General features: G+C 45.0%; 26 protein-coding genes and 1 pseudogene. 12 read left to right on the top strand and 15 right to left on the bottom strand.

From position 1 onward, the window contains the following. The 4 genes from tnpA to M1Q06_RS15170 all read right to left on the bottom strand — a co-directional run bounded on the left by tnpA (position 1) and on the right by M1Q06_RS15170 (position 2,363). Positions 1–408 carry an IS200/IS605 family transposase gene (gene tnpA / locus M1Q06_RS15155; RefSeq protein WP_434400433.1) on the bottom strand — a complete coding sequence of 136 codons (408 nt, stop codon included), beginning with the start codon at positions 406–408 and terminating at the stop codon, positions 1–3. A gap of 299 nt (positions 409–707) precedes the next feature. Continuing rightward, positions 708–1,553, bottom strand: a complete 846-nt coding sequence (locus M1Q06_RS15160) for a S1 family peptidase (protein ID WP_434400437.1) — start codon at positions 1,551–1,553, stop codon at positions 708–710. Positions 1,554–1,609: 56 nt separating this feature from the next. After that, the gene (locus tag M1Q06_RS15165) at positions 1,610–1,750 is read right to left on the bottom strand and encodes a hypothetical protein (RefSeq protein WP_434400439.1); all 141 of its coding nucleotides are present in this window, start codon (positions 1,748–1,750) and stop codon (positions 1,610–1,612) included. Between the two features lies 1 nt (position 1,751). Next, entirely contained in the window at positions 1,752–2,363 is a 612-nt protein-coding gene (locus M1Q06_RS15170; RefSeq protein ID WP_434400441.1) for a DUF6338 family protein, read from the bottom strand. Between the two features lie 281 nt (positions 2,364–2,644). On the opposite strand from M1Q06_RS15170, the gene M1Q06_RS15175 reads away from it, so the two are divergent. The 5 genes and pseudogenes from M1Q06_RS15175 to guaC all read left to right on the top strand — a co-directional run bounded on the left by M1Q06_RS15175 (position 2,645) and on the right by guaC (position 6,878). Continuing rightward, a complete protein-coding gene (locus M1Q06_RS15175) occupies positions 2,645–3,007 on the top strand; it encodes a cyclic-phosphate processing receiver domain-containing protein (RefSeq protein ID WP_434400443.1) in 363 nt (120 codons plus the stop codon). A 314-nt stretch (positions 3,008–3,321) separates the two neighbouring features. Further along, positions 3,322–4,104 carry an alpha/beta hydrolase gene (locus tag M1Q06_RS15180; RefSeq protein ID WP_434400445.1) on the top strand — a complete coding sequence of 261 codons (783 nt, stop codon included), beginning with the start codon at positions 3,322–3,324 and terminating at the stop codon, positions 4,102–4,104. Positions 4,105–4,307: 203 nt separating this feature from the next. Then, positions 4,308–4,781: a hypothetical protein gene (locus tag M1Q06_RS15185; RefSeq protein WP_434400447.1), complete on the top strand. Its 474-nt coding sequence runs from the start codon at positions 4,308–4,310 to the stop codon at positions 4,779–4,781. 196 nt (positions 4,782–4,977) lie between these two features. Then, positions 4,978–5,721 (top strand): annotated as a pseudogene (locus M1Q06_RS15190) (DUF817 domain-containing protein); the annotation flags it as partial. Positions 5,722–5,894: 173 nt separating this feature from the next. Next, complete coding sequence (guaC, locus tag M1Q06_RS15195) at positions 5,895–6,878, top strand: GMP reductase (protein WP_434400449.1); 984 nt, start codon at positions 5,895–5,897, stop codon at positions 6,876–6,878. 193 nt (positions 6,879–7,071) lie between these two features. Here the strand turns inward: guaC and M1Q06_RS15200 are convergent, their stop codons facing one another. The 6 genes from M1Q06_RS15200 to M1Q06_RS15225 form a co-directional block, all read right to left on the bottom strand. Continuing rightward, positions 7,072–7,824 (bottom strand): CPBP family intramembrane glutamic endopeptidase, encoded by a 753-nt coding sequence (locus M1Q06_RS15200; protein WP_434400451.1) that lies wholly within the window; start codon positions 7,822–7,824, stop codon positions 7,072–7,074. 197 nt (positions 7,825–8,021) lie between these two features. Continuing rightward, a complete protein-coding gene (locus M1Q06_RS15205; RefSeq protein WP_404466881.1) occupies positions 8,022–8,468 on the bottom strand; it encodes a GNAT family N-acetyltransferase in 447 nt (148 codons plus the stop codon). Positions 8,469–8,497: 29 nt separating this feature from the next. Next, a complete protein-coding gene (locus tag M1Q06_RS15210; protein ID WP_404466882.1) occupies positions 8,498–9,013 on the bottom strand; it encodes a hypothetical protein in 516 nt (171 codons plus the stop codon). 14 nt (positions 9,014–9,027) lie between these two features. Continuing rightward, positions 9,028–9,303: a hypothetical protein gene (locus tag M1Q06_RS15215; protein WP_434400454.1), complete on the bottom strand. Its 276-nt coding sequence runs from the start codon at positions 9,301–9,303 to the stop codon at positions 9,028–9,030. A 13-nt stretch (positions 9,304–9,316) separates the two neighbouring features. Then, positions 9,317–9,727, bottom strand: a complete 411-nt coding sequence (locus tag M1Q06_RS15220; protein WP_434400456.1) for a DUF4181 domain-containing protein — start codon at positions 9,725–9,727, stop codon at positions 9,317–9,319. Positions 9,728–9,863: 136 nt separating this feature from the next. Further along, a complete protein-coding gene (locus tag M1Q06_RS15225; protein ID WP_434400458.1) occupies positions 9,864–10,685 on the bottom strand; it encodes an SDR family oxidoreductase in 822 nt (273 codons plus the stop codon). Between the two features lie 98 nt (positions 10,686–10,783). Here M1Q06_RS15225 and M1Q06_RS15230 point away from each other — a divergent pair, with 98 nt between their 5' ends. From M1Q06_RS15230 to M1Q06_RS15240, 3 genes are all read left to right on the top strand, one after another. Next, the gene (locus M1Q06_RS15230; protein WP_434400460.1) at positions 10,784–11,299 is read left to right on the top strand and encodes a TetR/AcrR family transcriptional regulator; all 516 of its coding nucleotides are present in this window, start codon (positions 10,784–10,786) and stop codon (positions 11,297–11,299) included. Positions 11,300–11,356: 57 nt separating this feature from the next. Next, positions 11,357–11,752 (top strand): hypothetical protein, encoded by a 396-nt coding sequence (locus tag M1Q06_RS15235; RefSeq protein WP_434400462.1) that lies wholly within the window; start codon positions 11,357–11,359, stop codon positions 11,750–11,752. A 163-nt stretch (positions 11,753–11,915) separates the two neighbouring features. Further along, complete coding sequence (locus M1Q06_RS15240) at positions 11,916–12,293, top strand: hypothetical protein (RefSeq protein ID WP_434400464.1); 378 nt, start codon at positions 11,916–11,918, stop codon at positions 12,291–12,293. Positions 12,294–12,347: 54 nt separating this feature from the next. On the opposite strand, the gene M1Q06_RS15245 is transcribed toward M1Q06_RS15240, so the two are convergent. Then, the gene (locus M1Q06_RS15245) at positions 12,348–12,638 is read right to left on the bottom strand and encodes an RNA polymerase alpha subunit C-terminal domain-containing protein (RefSeq protein ID WP_434400465.1); all 291 of its coding nucleotides are present in this window, start codon (positions 12,636–12,638) and stop codon (positions 12,348–12,350) included. A gap of 144 nt (positions 12,639–12,782) precedes the next feature. Between M1Q06_RS15245 and M1Q06_RS15250 the strand changes: the two genes are divergently transcribed. After that, positions 12,783–13,157, top strand: a complete 375-nt coding sequence (locus M1Q06_RS15250) for a hypothetical protein (protein WP_434400467.1) — start codon at positions 12,783–12,785, stop codon at positions 13,155–13,157. 47 nt (positions 13,158–13,204) lie between these two features. On the opposite strand, the gene M1Q06_RS15255 is transcribed toward M1Q06_RS15250, so the two are convergent. The 3 genes from M1Q06_RS15255 to M1Q06_RS15265 are packed head-to-tail and all read right to left on the bottom strand — an operon-like array spanning position 13,205 to position 15,122. After that, on the bottom strand, positions 13,205–13,756 hold the full coding sequence (locus tag M1Q06_RS15255; protein WP_112229835.1) for a class I SAM-dependent methyltransferase: 552 nt from the start codon (positions 13,754–13,756) through the stop codon (positions 13,205–13,207). Positions 13,757–13,779: 23 nt separating this feature from the next. Continuing rightward, positions 13,780–14,709, bottom strand: a complete 930-nt coding sequence (locus M1Q06_RS15260) for an NAD(P)/FAD-dependent oxidoreductase (RefSeq protein WP_434400470.1) — start codon at positions 14,707–14,709, stop codon at positions 13,780–13,782. Next, a complete protein-coding gene (locus tag M1Q06_RS15265; RefSeq protein ID WP_434400471.1) occupies positions 14,706–15,122 on the bottom strand; it encodes an Rrf2 family transcriptional regulator in 417 nt (138 codons plus the stop codon). Before M1Q06_RS15265 ends, M1Q06_RS15260 begins: the two co-directional genes overlap by 4 nt. A gap of 322 nt (positions 15,123–15,444) precedes the next feature. On the opposite strand from M1Q06_RS15265, the gene M1Q06_RS15270 reads away from it, so the two are divergent. The 3 genes from M1Q06_RS15270 to M1Q06_RS15280 all read left to right on the top strand — a co-directional run bounded on the left by M1Q06_RS15270 (position 15,445) and on the right by M1Q06_RS15280 (position 16,434). Next, a complete protein-coding gene (locus M1Q06_RS15270) occupies positions 15,445–15,732 on the top strand; it encodes a hypothetical protein (protein WP_434400473.1) in 288 nt (95 codons plus the stop codon). Between the two features lie 92 nt (positions 15,733–15,824). Beyond that, entirely contained in the window at positions 15,825–16,106 is a 282-nt protein-coding gene (locus M1Q06_RS15275) for a DJ-1/PfpI family protein (RefSeq protein ID WP_434400475.1), read from the top strand. Next, a complete protein-coding gene (locus tag M1Q06_RS15280) occupies positions 16,039–16,434 on the top strand; it encodes a DJ-1/PfpI family protein (protein WP_434400477.1) in 396 nt (131 codons plus the stop codon). Before M1Q06_RS15275 ends, M1Q06_RS15280 begins: the two co-directional genes overlap by 68 nt. Before the next feature lie 49 nt (positions 16,435–16,483). Here the strand turns inward: M1Q06_RS15280 and M1Q06_RS15285 are convergent, their stop codons facing one another. Beyond that, the gene (locus M1Q06_RS15285; protein WP_434400479.1) at positions 16,484–17,047 is read right to left on the bottom strand and encodes a GNAT family N-acetyltransferase; all 564 of its coding nucleotides are present in this window, start codon (positions 17,045–17,047) and stop codon (positions 16,484–16,486) included. Positions 17,048–17,113: the final 66 nt, after the last annotated feature.

Below are 17,113 nucleotides of genomic sequence, written 5' to 3' on the forward strand. Positions count from 1 at the left end.
TCACCCTCTCTTCTTTTGTTCCTCAAGATATCGAGTAATAACTTGATCAGACAAATTGCACTCCGTTGAAACTAGATACGGACGTGTCCAGAGGCTAGGTAAGTGCTGGAGATATGAAAACTCCTTTCTTAATATTTTCGATGTTGTTCTCTTAATTTTAGCCATAATATCCGTAGGACTTAAAAAGGGTGGAGCATTCAATGAAATTTGAACATAATCTTCTTTGCATGTGATAGAAAAGACTTGAATTTCTAAATCTACACATAAAACATCCACTATTTGTTTGAAACGATGCTCAAATTTAGTATCTAAAAAGACCTTTCTTCTATATCTAGAACAAAAAATGAACTGATAATTTAAATTAGCTGATATTGAATCGAATGTTCTGTAATTTTCTGTACCCGACATTGTATTAGTTAAACCCCTTTACTGAAACATTTTTCTCATTAAAATTTATTGGTTCTATTAAACTTTAGAATGTCTCTCGCATTTATTGTGAAGAGAATAGTCAAACGCAACGCTATTACTAAACTATATTTAAGAAAAAAGGTATCCATATGGATACCTTAATTGCTCTTATATATTTCCACCTCTATTTAAGTAATTTTTCTTATTGTTCATAGTCCGCTAACAGTACTTCGCCCTTTACTTTCCCCTAGTCAAGCTTCTTAGTTAATAAGAACAAGTTTTAAAAGGAAATTATCGAATTAATTATCACTTTTTTCATATATTGCATTATGTATATGTTCATCAGTCATGTCTCTATAAAACTCACTGATTATCTCATTCATCTCATGAATCCTTGTACTATTTAAAACCACACCTAGATGATTAGGGATAAATGTATTTGTGCTTGTCGGTATATCTTTAATCACTAACTCTCCTTGTACTGTGTGTTGATAAGTAGCATAGACAACACCAAGAAGTTCTATAGAAAGAATAGGCTCATACGTTTTTTTGTTAAATAGATGCTTTACTGAAAAGACAGGCGATCCACTAGATCCCGGATAAATAGCACAATCGATAAGAAATTCTTTCTCACCTCCGTAGTTTATAGCTGGAGTGGTGGCTAATATACCTTTTCTGAAAATAGGAAGATTATTCATTTCATCCCATAAACCATCTGGATAACCAACAACTACGACATCATCAGTCGGAAGAAAATTTCTAAGCTTTTCACTTGTGGGAATTTGCTCCAAACTAATTCCATAATAATAAGGTTTAATTCTATCTTTTTCTGCCTGTATATATAAATCAGCCAATGGCATTGCACACAAGTCAACTTCTGAGTCAGGATGCATGAAAAATTCATTTGTGGGAACTATAAATTCACAAGGATTATTAATTCTCTCTCCATTTAAGTTGGATAGATGAAAACGTATTACAATTTCTTCTGCATCCTTAATAACATGTTTATTCGTTACAATTGCAGGTACAAATAGTTTTTTTTCATTTATTGTATGTTCAGCAAACCTTATAATAAACCCTGTTCCAGTACTGATAATCACTCCATCATCATTTTTAGAAACTATTCTGGCTGTCGAATAATTCAAAATACTGACGTCCATATATATTCACCAGTCCATTTCATAAATCTTTTTAATTTTACTCACTTTTCCTTCAGAGGTTTAATACTAGGCATGGTTTTTTTTGGCGGCTTAGTTGGCCCACTAGTACTTGGCTGATGACCGCCTGTTTTCTTATTTGGTTGATAACCCTTATTTAATATATTTTTTTTATTTTCTGACACTTCACTCTCCACCTTTCAAAAATTCAATCGCTTTAATCTCCTCTGACTTAATCAATACTCCATTCGAGCCTCTTTTTATTTCCCAATTTCCTTCATCATCAACTTCACAGATAGATTCTAAATAAAGATCCCTTTCAGAAGGAAGTGAAGAAGCATATGAGGAACTACCGAATTTACCGTTAATTATAGTGCCATCTTTAAAATAAATAATTACAAATGTACTTTCTGTTTTATTGAAGAAGTAATCCCATGCTATAGGAATTGATTTTATGGGTTTCACTTTAATTTTCTCAAAAAATGTCTCGTGGTACCTTTTACTTCTTATAAAAACTAAAAGTGACCCTACCATTAATGGACTCCCAAACATTATGAATAAGAATAGCGAGATAGTTAAAAGAGGATGTGATTCATAAAAATCATTAATAAATAGATAATATATCGGAATTGCATATACTCCATAATGATAACAACTAAATAAGAGAAATCGTAAATATGAAGATTCTATAGCACTATTTTTAACTGGTATGAATCTTCTTATTACTGAATCTATTATAAATCCAGGTACTACAAAAAGTAGCACTATTAAGAACGCAATATAACTAGAAGTAAACACTTACCTTATCAGCTCCCTTTATTTATTTAATTCGAATAAATATTTTAAATGATATAGGTTGATTTCATAATTAAATTGAGACATTTATAATTTTATTCCCTTCATTAATCATTTTCACCTATCATAACATACACTAAATATTCCCTATTTTAAATTTTAAAATCTATTTATTAAATGAACAACTTTTATTTCATTGACCTAAAAGAACGTTTGTTCTGTATAATAGAATTCAACAATGGACTACTCACAAAACTTTAAAATCGGGGAGGAGGATGAAGTCCATGAAAAAAGAAATCAATTTGTATGTCGACGATTTGAGGGATTGCCCAGAAGGTTATGTCGTAGCGAGGAATATAGATGAGGCGATTGATTACTTGGAAAACTATAAAGTGAAGATCCTGTCCTTAGACCATGACCTCGGGGAAGATGCAGACGGCCAACTGCTGCCGACTGGATATGATTTGGTCAAGTTGTTTTGCGAGCGGGGTTATCATGCCGATAGGATTTACATTCACACAGACAATGGAGCCGGCCGGGAGAATATGTTCCACACCTTGAAAGGTGCCCAGCGGAGAGGGTTTATCGCTCCGGATATTGAGATTTATCATTATTCGATTACGGTGAACCGGTATTCTGGTGATTAATGCACTCTGAGTTGAAATTTATTCAGATTTACTGCTTTGTTCTCTTCGATAAACTAACGAATCATCAACGAAAAATAAAGACGCCTCCATGTAAAATGCTTACTGCATTTATGGAGGCGTCTTTACTGTTTCTTTTTCACTTTGTTTGAACCGATGTGCTCCACTATTATGAAATACTTCTAATATCTAAACTCGATTTTTTATTCGCTCTGGACAGTAAAGATAATCGACAGCCATTTGAAATGGCGTACAATATCTAATAATAGATATCCATACAGACAGTCATTTTAAGCAGTTATAAGGGAGGTACGGTTTTGTTAGAAACATTTCAGGCATACATTTCTTCATTTAAGCAAGAAAGGTTAATCCGAGTATATCTGCCAAAAAACTATTCGACAGAAAAGAAGAGCTATCCCGTTTTGTATATGCACGATGGGCAGAATGTGTTCCAAGATCTGGAGGCTATCGGCGGGAAATCTTTGGATCTCGAAAATTATTTGGATGCACATGAATTAGACCTTATCGTGGTTGCGGTCGATCAAAATCTACAGGCAAGAATTGATGAGTATTGTCCTTGGGTAAGCGGTGAATACAGCAAAAGCATATTGGGCAAAGAGAGTGCAGAAGGCGGAAAAGGCATGCATTACGTGGATTTTATCGTCAGCGAACTAAAGCCGCTGATAGACAGCAAATACCGGACAGTTCGAGACCAGACCGCGATGGCCGGTATTTCTTTAGGCGGCCTTATCTCTATTTACGCCATGTGCCGTTACCCTCACATTTTTAAACAAATAGCCGTCCTGTCTTCTGCCTTTTACCGCAATCAAGAAGAAATCATGAAGCTGATTGAGCAAACTGATTTGTCACTAGTGAAAAGTGTCTATTTGGATTGCGGATCCAAGGAAGCAGGGACTGATACAAAAGTGAACGAGACGTTTCTAGCTTCCAATCAAATGGTATATGAACTACTAAAAGAAAAAATCCCTAATACTCAATTCGAAATCATTGATGATGCGGAACATAATTATTCGTATTTTAAAGAAAGGGTTCCGCATGTGTTTGGATTTTTTATATTAAATGATTTCCATGAGAAATAGAATGCGGTTATTTGACGAAGCTATTTATAAATACAAAATGAACATAAGCGAATTAGCATTAAAATACATATTTACCAATTTATTTATATACACTAAACATTCCAACTACTTATGCTAAAATATTACTATGAATTCCAAATTAATATATCTACTAAAAAGAACCAGCGGAATTTAAAAGTTTCTAAACGGGAAGGTAGGATTTAATGGAGGAATCGCAACAGGAGATACAAGAAATTAAGCAATTGAAAAAGAAACAATTAATTCGTGGCAACTTTTTTATGCTGGTGATTTTTCTCTTATTTGTCTACTTCTTTGAAAGCGGAAACCTCTTCGTTATCACGTTGTTTATTTTAGCGGGCCTCTTGGTCGTCTTATTGCTCACCTTATATACCCTGCTAACCGGCAAACTGATTGGCACGAAAACCAGCCGGCGTGTTCAGGCATTCGACAGGAAATACTGGGGCAAGAAACGGTGGAAACGCAAAAAAATAATTGAAGCAGCCCTTTATGCAATTCTAGGCGGCGGCTTGGCGTTTTTACTATTCACTGTAGATTTTAATTTTCCAAACCAGCCCATTACCAGCTCTCTCTTCCCTTTTATCGGAGCTTGGATTGGTTATAACATAGGCGAGATCACGAGAATGAAGAACTTGAACGGGCACTCAGCCAATGGCTAGTCGCTCCAGTTTTACATGGTGAAAACCTATGCAGATCAGTTAATTGAATAAACCGCTTCTAAACTCTCAGTTCGGGTAACTGAGAGTTTTTTTATTCCTTATACTACCTCTCCCTCTATCCAAGACCTTTCCCCGGCAACTTCCCCACACCCCCAGCGTCCCCTTTAAAAACCCCACTCCCAGGAGGCGCTGTGTGATGAAAACGTTTTGGCTGTTCGGCTACCGGCAAGCGCTGTGCTGCATTTTTCCCGTCATCATCTTCGTGGCACTGGCTGTGTCGAAATACATCGAGATTCCTTTTGTGCCCCGTTACGATTTTATTTTGCTTGTGTGCATACTTGCGCAAGTGTTTATGCTTACGTCCAAACTGGAGACTTGGGACGAGTTCAAAGTCATTTTGGTGTTCCACGCAATCGGGCTCGGGCTGGAATTGTACAAGGTCCATATGGGCTCGTGGGCGTATCCCGAACAAGCCTACAGCAAGTTTTTCGGTGTGCCGCTCTATAGCGGCTTCATGTACGCCAGTGTCGCTAGCTATATTTGCCAAGCGTGGCGGCGTTTCGACCTGCACATGTACGGATGGCCGAAGCCTTTCTACAGCATCGCCATCAGCGTGTTGATCTACGCGAACTTTTTCACGCATCATTTCACCTATGATATCCGCTGGGGGCTGAAGCTGTTATTGGTGCTAATTTTCTTCCGCACCGTCGTGACGTTTCGCATCGATGAGAAGACTTTTAAGATGCCGCTGATCTTGTCGTTCCTATTGATCGGGTTCTTCATCTGGATTGCGGAAAACATCACTACCTTCCTCGGCGCGTGGCAATATCCGAACCAGGAAGCGGCCTGGTCGCTCGTCCACATCGGCAAAATCAGCTCGTGGTTTTTGCTCGTCATCATCTCGGTAATCATCGTCGCCCAGCTGAAGCGGGTGAAAAGTTCATTACAACATCCTGCGCGAACCAGTGTGATAACAGAAAAAAAAGCTGATAGAAAATTTGTCGCTCCAGTTAAAGAACTTTTGACATTCACCAATAAATGGAGTAAATTATCATATGGACGAACATTAACATTCGTTCTATCGAATAATATTCGTGTTTAGGGGTGTAATTAATGGAAAATGTATTTGATTACGAGGACATTCAATTAGTTCCTGCAAAAGCAGTAGTAAATAGCCGTTCAGAATGTGATACATCCATAGAGTTTGGCGGGCGTACGTTTAAATTACCGGTCGTGCCGGCCAATATGCAGACAATCGTCGATGAAAAGATCGCCAAATTCCTGGCTGAAAATAATTATTTCTACATCATGCACCGCTTCGAACCGGAAAAACGCCTGGCGTTCGCGAAAGACATGCAAGAGCAAGGTCTTTATGCGTCGATCAGCGTTGGAGTTAAACCGGAAGAGTACGATTTCGTCCAACAACTGATGGATGCTGGCGTGACGCCGGAATACATCACGATCGATGTAGCGCATGGCCATTCGAATGCAGTAATCGACATGATCCAGCACATCAAAAAATCGCTTCCGGAAAGCTTCGTCATCGCCGGAAACGTCGGGACACCGGAAGCGGTGCGCGAGCTGGAAAATGCAGGTGCAGACGCGACGAAAGTGGGCATCGGGCCCGGCAAGGTATGCATCACGAAGATCAAAACCGGCTTCGGTACAGGCGGCTGGCAATTGGCTGCACTGCGTTTATGCGCGAAAGCTGCAAGTAAACCAATCATCGCAGACGGCGGCATCCGCACACACGGCGATATCGCGAAATCGGTGCGTTTCGGCGCGTCCATGGTCATGATCGGCTCGTTGTTCGCAGGACATGAAGAATCCCCTGGGCAAACCGTCGAACAGGACGGCAAGCTCCTGAAGGAATACTTCGGTTCAGCGTCCGAGTTCCAAAAAGGCGAAAAGAAAAATGTTGAAGGCAAGAAAATGTACGTGGAATTCAAAGGCTCGATGAAGGACACTTTGGTCGAGATGGAACAGGATCTGCAGTCGGCGATTTCCTATGCAGGCGGCAACCATTTGCTCGCCATCCGCCAAGTCGATTATGTCATCGTCAAGAACTCGATCTTTAATGGAGATAAAGTGTATTAATCGAGTAGATCGAATCGCAGCAGCAAGATTTTCGCAATAAAAAAAACAACCATTGCTATTAGCAAGGTCGGTTGAACAGTACAGTATTTTCTAATTAGAATAAGGTTCGCAACTCCATCGTGGACTCACACATATTAAAAGCTCAGCCCTCTTTTAAGGTGCTGAGCTTTTTTTAGTTAAGGCCGCTTTTTTGTCAGATGATCAATCCGCTATACACCATGCCAATATTTATGACGAAATGAAAAACGATACTTGGGTAGATGCTGTTTGTTTTAAGTGTGATTACTGCATAGATGACTCCGGCAAGTGCAATCAACAAGCTGAGAAGAATGGGAAAACCGATTGCGAGATGGAGAAGCCCGAACCCGATGCTCGTAACGGCAACGGCATATCCGGTGGAGACGCATTCCTCAAGAGCCGAAAGCATGATCCCTCGCCAAATGACTTCCTCGAACACCGCATTGATCAGCGAAAAGACCAAACAAAACACCAGCAGCGATTGGATGGACTCGGGGTCTTGTCGGGCGATGAAAAACGAATATACGATTCCATTCACGGCAATCCCGATCAGCCAAAACCAAAATACATTCACTTGATGAAATGGCAGACGGATCGGATTGGTCCAATCAGGTTTTCTATTGTACCAAACTAACTTCTTCTTAAATAACAGATGATTGAAAACGATGCCGATGAGGATAAAACCTAGAAACAAGCGGTTAAGGATAATCTTCAGTTCTTGTGAGATGACCATCGTTTCAACAAAACCATTGGCAATCATAAATACCGCAAAGCCGATGAGAAACGACAACACTAGCGAGATAAGGAACCGGTTTTTATTATTGACGAATAACAAAATCACAAATCCCGTTAGTATAAGATAGGAGAGAACTTCTAGCTGATAAGAAATAGCTGCAATTCCTAAGAAAAATACTATCGCGATTGCCATTACCAAAAACAGCGCCTCCTTCCCCCTGCGAATCAATGACTACCTTGCCATGTACTGTTTTCCTCATGGACTGCTAAGTAGAGCAGTAACAGCAACAGGCAGGCCAGGTCGAAATACAGCTGGCCTGCCTGTTCGCTTGTGCCAATTTTCAAGTTAAACGCTGCGATGATCTGAAATACTTGTTCTGATTGTTCACTTCAAGAAAACAACTTCTTCTCCAACACAATCTTCAACTGTCCGCGCTGATCGACTTCCGTCTCCAATACATCAAACCCCGTTTGGATGTTCAGCAGTAGCATGCCGCGCCATTTGTTCATCGTCTTGGTGCGGACGATTTCGTAGCCCATGTCTTTTAAGTCTTCGTGCTGCCTGCGCATCAGTTCGGAGGCGATTCCAAGCTTCCGATAGTCTGGCCGCACGCCGCCAAGCCAGCTGTAGAAAGTCTGGCCGTCCAGCCCGTAGCCAATCTTATAGCCCGCTACATGACTGTCGACCAAAGCCACATGGATCAACACATGTTCCTGGCTATTCAGCTTTTCGAGCCAATGGCCTGGCCCGCCGAAAATTTCCCGGTGCAACACAGTAATCTCTTCCACTATTTCTTTGGACGGTTCGGCAATGAATTTTTGATAGCTGATGTTCATAAGTATGCCTCTTTCTATTTACGGATGGTTTAACTGTCTCCGTCGTCTGTTTCAATTGATCTAAATATTTCAGCGTACAGCACTTTTATATTTTCTTCTGTTTCTCCTTCTTCGCCTAAAGCGTATCTCCCAATAGACTGTTCATTATTCGACCTCTGCAAAAACCTAGTCGCGTAATAATCTTTCTTCGTAACACCGAATGTCAGCCCCAAATCAGGCAAAGGATCTTCGCCTTCATTCGAGCCAAAAAAGAAAAACGGGATGTGCACTCCCGTATAGACTGAAGTGTATTCGCTTTCCGCAGCTTCCGCCAGATGCTCCTCCATGATGAACACCGCATCGTATTTCCATAAAGTCGTTTCTTCAAATTCATCAAATGAAATTTCATCAAACTCGACTTGTTGTTCTTCCACACCCGGCGCCTCTCCCACTACCGCGATGCTTAAGTCTCTTCCTTCGTATGGCTCTAGCTCCGACTGGGCGGAACAGCCAGTGAGCAAAATGAATGCCAAAATTGGGACAAAAAGTGTTTGGATGTTCTTCATCTCAGTCCCCCCTTTTATTGTAGGCCAGGAAAAGCCAGCCAATACGCAAGTGGAATAAAGAGCAGCGCAAAGATGCCGGTGCTGATCCAAGTATGCTTTTTCGGAATGTCCCATCTTTTCTCGAGTGCTTGAATGTGAATCGAGACCATTAAGAAACCGCCAAATCCAAGCAGGAAACCGTGCTGATCCTGATGAATCGAGAGCACGCGAATGAGCCCTAGTCCAACCAACAGCATGCCAGCCCTACATAAAAATATATTAAAATACTGTACTTTCTTTTCTTCTGTCATCTTTCCGCTCCTTTCAAACTCCAGTCAAAAAGTTAAAGATGTCGAAATAGATTACCAAGGTGACTGCCGATATCCAAACCGTCATCTCGCTCAGCGTCAAAATCGCCTGTTTCGGCTGTTCGGAGTGCTTCCATTGGAAATAGGCTCTGACGAAAGCGTCTGTTGCTATCCAAGCAATGAATAACAATAGATAGAAGATTATTGGAAGCTCTTCAGCAAATACCATGAAAATAACGATAGTGCTCACCAGCATCCATCCCCATCTCACCCATTGGTCGATTTTTCGGTGGCGCTCATTGGCATAATCGACCGCAAAAAAGTCTTTCTTTTCTTTCTCGATTTTTAATAGTTTCCTGAGAACAAAATTCACTGTGGAGACGAGTGCAACAATCCCTAGAACAACCAATCCGATTTCCAACCACATAGGCGCACATCCTTTATTAAAATTAACATCCTTTTCATTGATAGTAACATTTAATGGAAAATTCGTTATCGATATTCACCGAAATTTCCATACAACAAACCCCGCTGTCTGTCAGCGAGGTTTGTTTACTTATGTATTAATAGCGTTTCATCTTCTCCTGGGACATCGCTGTTTTCATGCGCGGGTAATTGGCGATCGTGCCGCCGTCGATGCGCAGGTCGATGCCAGTGATATAGGACGCCGAATCGCTCAATAGGAACTCGATTGCGGAGGCAATTTCTTCCGGTTCCGCTGTTCGGCGCAACGGCGTATGGGCGAGCATCGTCTTGATATCTTCGTAAGCATCCGGCATGTCCATCATGCCGGGCGACACCGAATTGAGCCGTGCGCCTTTTTGGCCCCATGCCCATGCCTGGTCTTCGACGATCAAGTGGATGGCGAGTTTCGACATGCTGTTGGCGGCGCCCGCATCTCCTTGCGTGAACTGGTCGAGTGTCTCAACCAGGTTGGCCGCGAGCTGCTGTTTCAAAGCATCCATGTACTGGCCGTTTTGCGGCACCATATAGGCGGTCATCGACGATACCATGACGGCGGACGTCTTTTCATTCGCCAGCGGCAATAATGCTTCGAGCACATGGCTCATGCCGATGACATTATCGGCCATCATGCGTTTTGAATCGTTCGCATTCGATAAGCCGGCTGCATGCACGAGCCCTCTCAACGCGCCTAGTTCCGACGCTTTTTCCGCTAAGTTTTCGACCGCTCGTTTCGATGTCAGGTCGGCCGTCTCGCAGTGAACGTCGGTAATGCCTGTTTCGAAAAGCTGTTGCTTTACTTGTTCGAGGCATTTTCCGCATGAATCCACCAACAGCAGCGTTCCTTTCGCGCCGATGCGCTTGGCTAGTGCGATGGCGAGATCTTCTGAACCGCCTGTGATCACATAAACATCCTTCGTCATGAGCAATTCCCCCTGTTATCTACTATAATTAGCGTAAGCGCAATTTCCGTAAATAACACGAGACATTTCCTATGATATTGTCTAATGGAGTGACATAAATGATAACAGCGAAACAAACCATTACTGAAACTTTCATCCACTTGCTCTCGGAACAGGATTTTGAGGCCGTGTCGGTCAAGGACATCGTCTCCTATGCCGGCATTTCCCGCTCCACGTTCTACCTGCATTTCACCGATAAATACGAATTGATGGACGCGGTGCGCAGCCAATTGAACGGGCGTCTCCTACAGATCTATGCCGAACCGTCTGATGCAGAGACGATCAATTTGAAGATCTGCCGCCACGTCTTCCGCTACCGTTCGTTCTACCGTCAAGAGTTTTCCGATGCCGGCCGCATCCATGAACTCACAATCCGCTTTGCCGACCAGCTCGAGCACGTCTTCGGTGATGAGGACCTCGCCGTCTTCGCCGGCTGGGGCACGATCGGTTATTTGGCGTCTTGGGTCAAGGGCGGCTTTGCGATGGCGCCGCAGGAAGCTTCGGACAAGCTGATGAAAATCATTTTTGCCGATTGGACGGCGAATTTGGCGGAGACCCGGGAACGGAGCAGCTAAGCTTTCTTCGCGGCTACAAGCTTGAGAACGAACTTGCAAAATGAAAGGGCTGGTGTGATGAATTTGTATCGACTTTTAATCTTCAGCGCTTTGGCGGTTCTCACGCTTTGGCTCATCACTGATTTCTTTCCAAGCACATTGGATACGCTTGGTCTTTCCACTTGGCTTATTCTGGCTGTCCTCGCTTGCCTCGTCATTGCCATATTCATTACACCCAGTGGTGACGGCCAACCACCAGAAAGAGGAAGGCATGGCAAACTAATCTATACCGCTATCGGACTAGGCTATCCACTTTTGCTGATGGTGCTGCTTACCTTGCTTGGCGGCGAATCGACCACCGGTTACTCGCTCGCAAGTCCGCCCACGTGGATAACGGTGGCCATATTTTTATGGTTTAGCTATTCCGATGACAAAAAAGCATACAAGAAAAAAATGCAAGAATCCAAAGAATAGAACGTAGCCCCCCAATGACGGAGGGCTTTTTACATTTCCAGCTTATGGTGTCACTGAATCTTCACAGCGGACAAGTGATTCAGTTCAATTACTTTTATCTCGAGCTATCTTTGTTAGACTGAAAGGAAGGCGAATATATGCCAGCTAGGAGAGGATTTTTACGATGAAAACCTATTGGCTTATTATTGCTGTATTATTGCTGAACTTGTCTCTGCTGTTGATCGACGATTATTTCCCGGGCACTCTTGCTGAACTCGGCATTCCAACGTGGATTTTGTTTGTGGTCATCGCCTTGATGGTCGTCCTCAGCTGGGCGACCGTCAAGCCGCGCCGCGAGAAGAAACGCTATATGATCATCTTTCCTGCATTGATGGTCGGCGTGCCGCTGTTGGTCATGGCCGTATTAACGGCACTTGGCGGAGAATCCCAAAACAGCATTTCGCTGTCGAGCCCGGCCTTATGGATCGGTGTCACGGTGGCTTTGTGGATTTCCTGGCTCGAGTATGTGCGGGCATCCGAGAAAAAAGCAGAGAACGCATAAAGTTTTGCATGAAAAAAGGCGCTTCCATTTGGGAGTGCCTTTTTTCATGCGTTATCAAGTTTTGAACGTCAAGCCCGCTTCCGTTAGATGCTGCTTCAAAACCGGCAAAGACGCGGGCCCGACGCCGTGAAGCGCCAGAATGTCCTTTTCGCTATAACCGGACAGCTTCTCAAGCGTATCGATTTGTTGCTGCAGCAGCGCGTTTCTCGCCGGCGCACTGAGCTCCCGGAGAAATCCGCGTTGCGGCTTGTTTTCCTCGTTGCATACCGGGCATGTCGGACAGTCGCTGCTTTTGTAATACCGGTGGCCTTTATCGCAAATGCGCAATGTCTTTTCAGCAGGCATGTTCATCGCTCCCCGTCGTTTTCTTCATTATAAGACATCCAATATCATTTTGGGGATGTTCGTTGCAAATGAAAGACGCCTGCCAAAGTGGATATTTTGTTACACTGAAAGGACTTACCCGCGCATCACAGAAAGGATTTTTTCATGAAAACCTATTGGCTCATCTCGGTTGTCCTCCTGCTCAACCTATCGCTGCTGTTGATCAACGATTATTTCCCGGGTACACTCGAAGCAATCGGCATCCCGGTGTGGCTATTGTTTGCGATTATGGCGGCCATGATCGTGCTGTCCGCGCTGCGCTTGAAGCCGGACAAAGAAAAGCACTTCTTGATCATCTTCCCGGTCGTTTCGGTCATCTATCCGCTCCTGTTGCTGGTTGTCCTGACGGCACTTGGCGGCGAATCCGCGAGCGGCTTGTCGCTCACGAGCCCGATTTTGTGGATCGGCGTAATCGTGACGCTCGCCGTGTTCCGCAGGACGTACCGGAAAGCGCAGGAAGAGGAAGCGCAACAAGGATAAACATCGATTGAAAAAGGCTCTCCCGCTAAGGAAGAGCCTTTTTTGATTTATTTCTGTGCCACCAGCACATATAAGGATTGTGCCGGGAAGAATTTCTCCGCCACTTCAAATCCCGCTGCTATGAGCTGCTGTTCCAAGCCACTCGACGTTAGGCGCGGCGCTTTGGGCCCGCCGGTTTTCGGTTCGAGTTCGATGGCGATCAAGCGCCCGCCTGTCTTTAATAAGCTGTGCATATTGTCGAGCACCGGATCGAGCGGCGTGATTTCGTGCAAGACGAGCGACGCGAGGATGATGTCGAGCGAGTCTTCTGCGAGCGCTGCGTTTGTTAATTCTCCGGATACAAACTCGATATTTTCAATAGCTGCCGCTTGCGCTTTTTCGTCGATCAATTCAAGCATTGCCGGATCCGTGTCGAGTGCAAAGACGGTGTCGTCGATTCGCTGTGCGAGCGGCAAGGTGAAATAGCCGGTGCCTGCCCCGAAATCAAGGATGCGGTCGCTTTTTTTAATTGCCAGCTGGTCGAGCAAAACTTCCGCTGTCAGCCCGCCGTTTCGCTGCGGATCGTCCAAATAGGCAATTTTGTTATGGTGCTTGTGCATAGGCTCCCTCTTTTCTCCATGGTTCATTCGCCGAACCGTTCTTCCGTGAAGGCCGCGACAACACTGGTGGCAGCAAGGCTTCCTTGTCCAGCTGCGATGATCAATTGCGCAGGCCCCATCGAAATATCACCGCAAGCAAAGACACCTTCGACATTGGTGCGCTGCATCGGATCCGTCTCCACCCCGCCGCGTTCATTGATGTAGCAACCCAAGTCTTTCGCAATCGAGGTGGACTGGTGCCATTCTGCTGTGACAAATCCGCCGGAGCGCTCGATCGTCGTGCCGTCTTCGAATGTGATGGCGCGCAGCTTGCCGTTTTCACCGTCCAGTGAACGGATCGGTTTTTCGTAGACGAGGACGCCGTGGCGCTCAAGCGTTTTTTGCTCATCAGGAGTGATGTGTTTTTTACCGTTGGTCGCGATGATCAAATTGTTCGTCCAGTTGGAGACGACTTTTGCGAGATGCCCCGCTGCTTCATTTTCCGAAATGATGACCAGTGGCTCGCCGCGCATTTCATAGCCGTCGCAGAACGGGCAGCTGAACAGGCTCGTGCCATAGAATTCCTGCACGCGCGGAATGTCCGGCAAGGTTTCCGTGAATCCGGTCGCAAGGATCACTTTTCTCGCGTGAAATACTTCGCCGCCTTGCGTTTCGATGCGGAAAGATTTCGGTTCTTTCGTGATGGTTCCTACGCGACTGTTGTTAAGTTGAACATCGGGATAATGCGCGAGTTCTTGTTGCGCCAATCGTTTTAGTTCCTGGGGATGGATGCCGTCGCGTGTCAAAAAGCCGTGCGATTCATGCGTCACGCGGTTTCTCGGCTGGTTATCATCGAACAGCAAGGTCTTTTTCAACGAGCGGCCGAGTACGAGTGCTGCATTGAGCCCCGCTGGCCCGCCGCCGATAATCGCACAATCGAGCAGTGTTTCCTGGTTTGCCAGTGAATCGTTCATTTCCCATCGCCTCCTTGGTGTTGTCCTGCCTGTTCCGCAATATCCACTATCAGCTGTTCCTGAAGTTCTTTTTTCATATTGGCTTCGGCGTCCCTCATGACTTTCTCGATCAGGCAACCTTCGTGGCGATGGAGCGTGCAGTCGAATAAATGGCTCTCGCCTTCAATCGCCTGGATCACATCGAAAAACGAGATGTCCCGCTCGCCGCGCGCCAGCCGGTAGCCGCCTTTTGCGCCCGGCGTCGACTCGATCAAGCCGGCTTTTGTCAGCTTGGTCAAGGTTTTCGACAAATAAGTGGGCGATAACTGCTGGGCTTTCGCCAGTTCCTGCACGCCGATCGACGCATTCCGAGGCAGGCGGATCAGCTGCACCATCGTATGTAAGGCGTAATTCGTGGCATTGGAATATTTCATCGCACATCCTCCTCAAGTTCTTTTGTGGATATTAAAGACTCTCGTTATCTGTAATTAAACCTAATTTACCACTAGCTATTGTGCCCGTCAACAAGAAATGCCTGACTTGTATTATTTCCTGGGGAATGAAATTCTATACCCAGCTCCTCTAACCGACAGAAACTTAAGCTTGTTGCGACGTGCCGCTTGATAGCGAACAGCTAAACGCGCTACAGTTAAACAAAGCCGAATTGAAACAAGCGGCTGATTGGAAACCGAATACGACAGGCCAATTGATATTCAATCATTGGGACTGATAAAAACGACAAGGAGTTTGGATATTATGGCTGCTTCAAAAAACAACGATCCTGAAAAAAGCTTGAAAAACGTTATGACACTCTATGGCGCCGCCCTGTTCTTAGGTCTCGCGATCTCGATTTTCGCCCACCACATCGAAGACGTCAGCGGCTTTCTGACCTTCCTCGTGCCGGCAGCGGTGCTGTACTTTTTCGTCTTGTTCGCTTACTTCAAAAAAGGCATGTTCCGAAAAATCGCTTACGGCATCATGGCAGTCATGGGCCTCATTAGCCTGTTTATGATTTTCTATTTGGAAATCACCGGCGGCCATTGATCGAATCGCCACTTCCCGGCAGTGAAAGCCTATGACTGTGCTATAATTCGCTTAACGAAAAAGCGAATATTCACACGAAAGGAATGAACAGCATGAACGAGAAAGTCCTTTTTGTGCTATTGGACGAGTATGCGGACTGGGAAGCAGCGTCTTTGGCGGCGGCATTGAACGAAGAACCGGAAGGCGAGGGCCGCAGATTCGATGTGAAGACGGTGTCGCTGACAAAAGAGCCGGTTCGATCAATCGGCGGCTTTACCGTGGTGCCCGATTACAGTATTGACGATGCCCCGGAGGAATTCGCGCGGATTGATCCTCATCGGCGGCAATTCCTGGCGCAAAGACGGCAGCGAACGCGTCATGGAGCTGATCGATAAAGCAATCAGCCAGCAAGCCGTGCTCGGCGCCATTTGCGACGCCTCGGTATTTCTCGGAAAGAACGGCTTGTTAAACGATGTGCCGCATACGAGCAATCACCTGGAAGATTTGCAGGAAACTTCAGGCGACCGCTACACGAATGAAGCGCACTATCTCCAGCAGCAAGCCGTCCGCAGCGGCCAGCTCATCACCGCGAACGGCTCTGCATTCCTCGAATTCGGGAAAGAAGTGCTCGAAGCGCTGAATGCCGCACCGCAAGCGGAAATCGATGAATGGTACGGGTTTTTCAAGCAAGGCTATCACGATTACACAAAGTCACAGCAGTAGAACGTAGAAATCCCCTTGTTCCGTGTTGGAACAAGAGGATTTTCTTTGCTTATTTGTGATTGATTGAGTAGATCAAGTGATCGACCCACTCTTCGCCTTCATACAAAAAAGCTTCCCGCACGCATTCGAATTTCATGCCCGCACTTTCGGCCAGCCGGACAGAAGCTTTATTATCAAGATTGATATGCGCTTCGATCCGGTGAAAGCCAAGCTGGGTGAAGGCTATTTTCAACGCCTCCGTTACCGCTTCTTTTCCGAAGCCTTGATTCCAATATTGGTTATGGAGGGTGTAGCCAATCCGCCCCCATTGAAAATCTTCGCGCGCCAAGGTTGAGAAATCGACCATACCGATATGACGTCCGTCTTCTTTTTGGAATACGGCGAACACATGGGCCGTGTCGTTATACGCCAGTTGCTGGTGCTTGTCGACGAGCTCCTGAAACCAGTGTTCCGTGCACGCACTCATATCCAGTCTGCCCGGATCGTAGATATGCTTGGAGGGCGAACGGCCGTTAAAGCCTGCCAGCCACTCGGCATAATCCCCTCGTTCCAGCGGGCGGATAATTAACCTCTTTGTTTCTGATGTTGCTTCGAACGTTTCAGCTTCTGCCACTGTCTTCTCCCTTTCAATGCTCTATCATCTGATTGACATTTCCAGTTTATCACAGCAGCATATTTC

It is taken from the genome of Planococcus sp. 11815 (genome assembly GCF_051096385.1).
Lineage (GTDB): Bacteria > Bacillota > Bacilli > Bacillales_A > Planococcaceae > Planococcus > Planococcus citreus.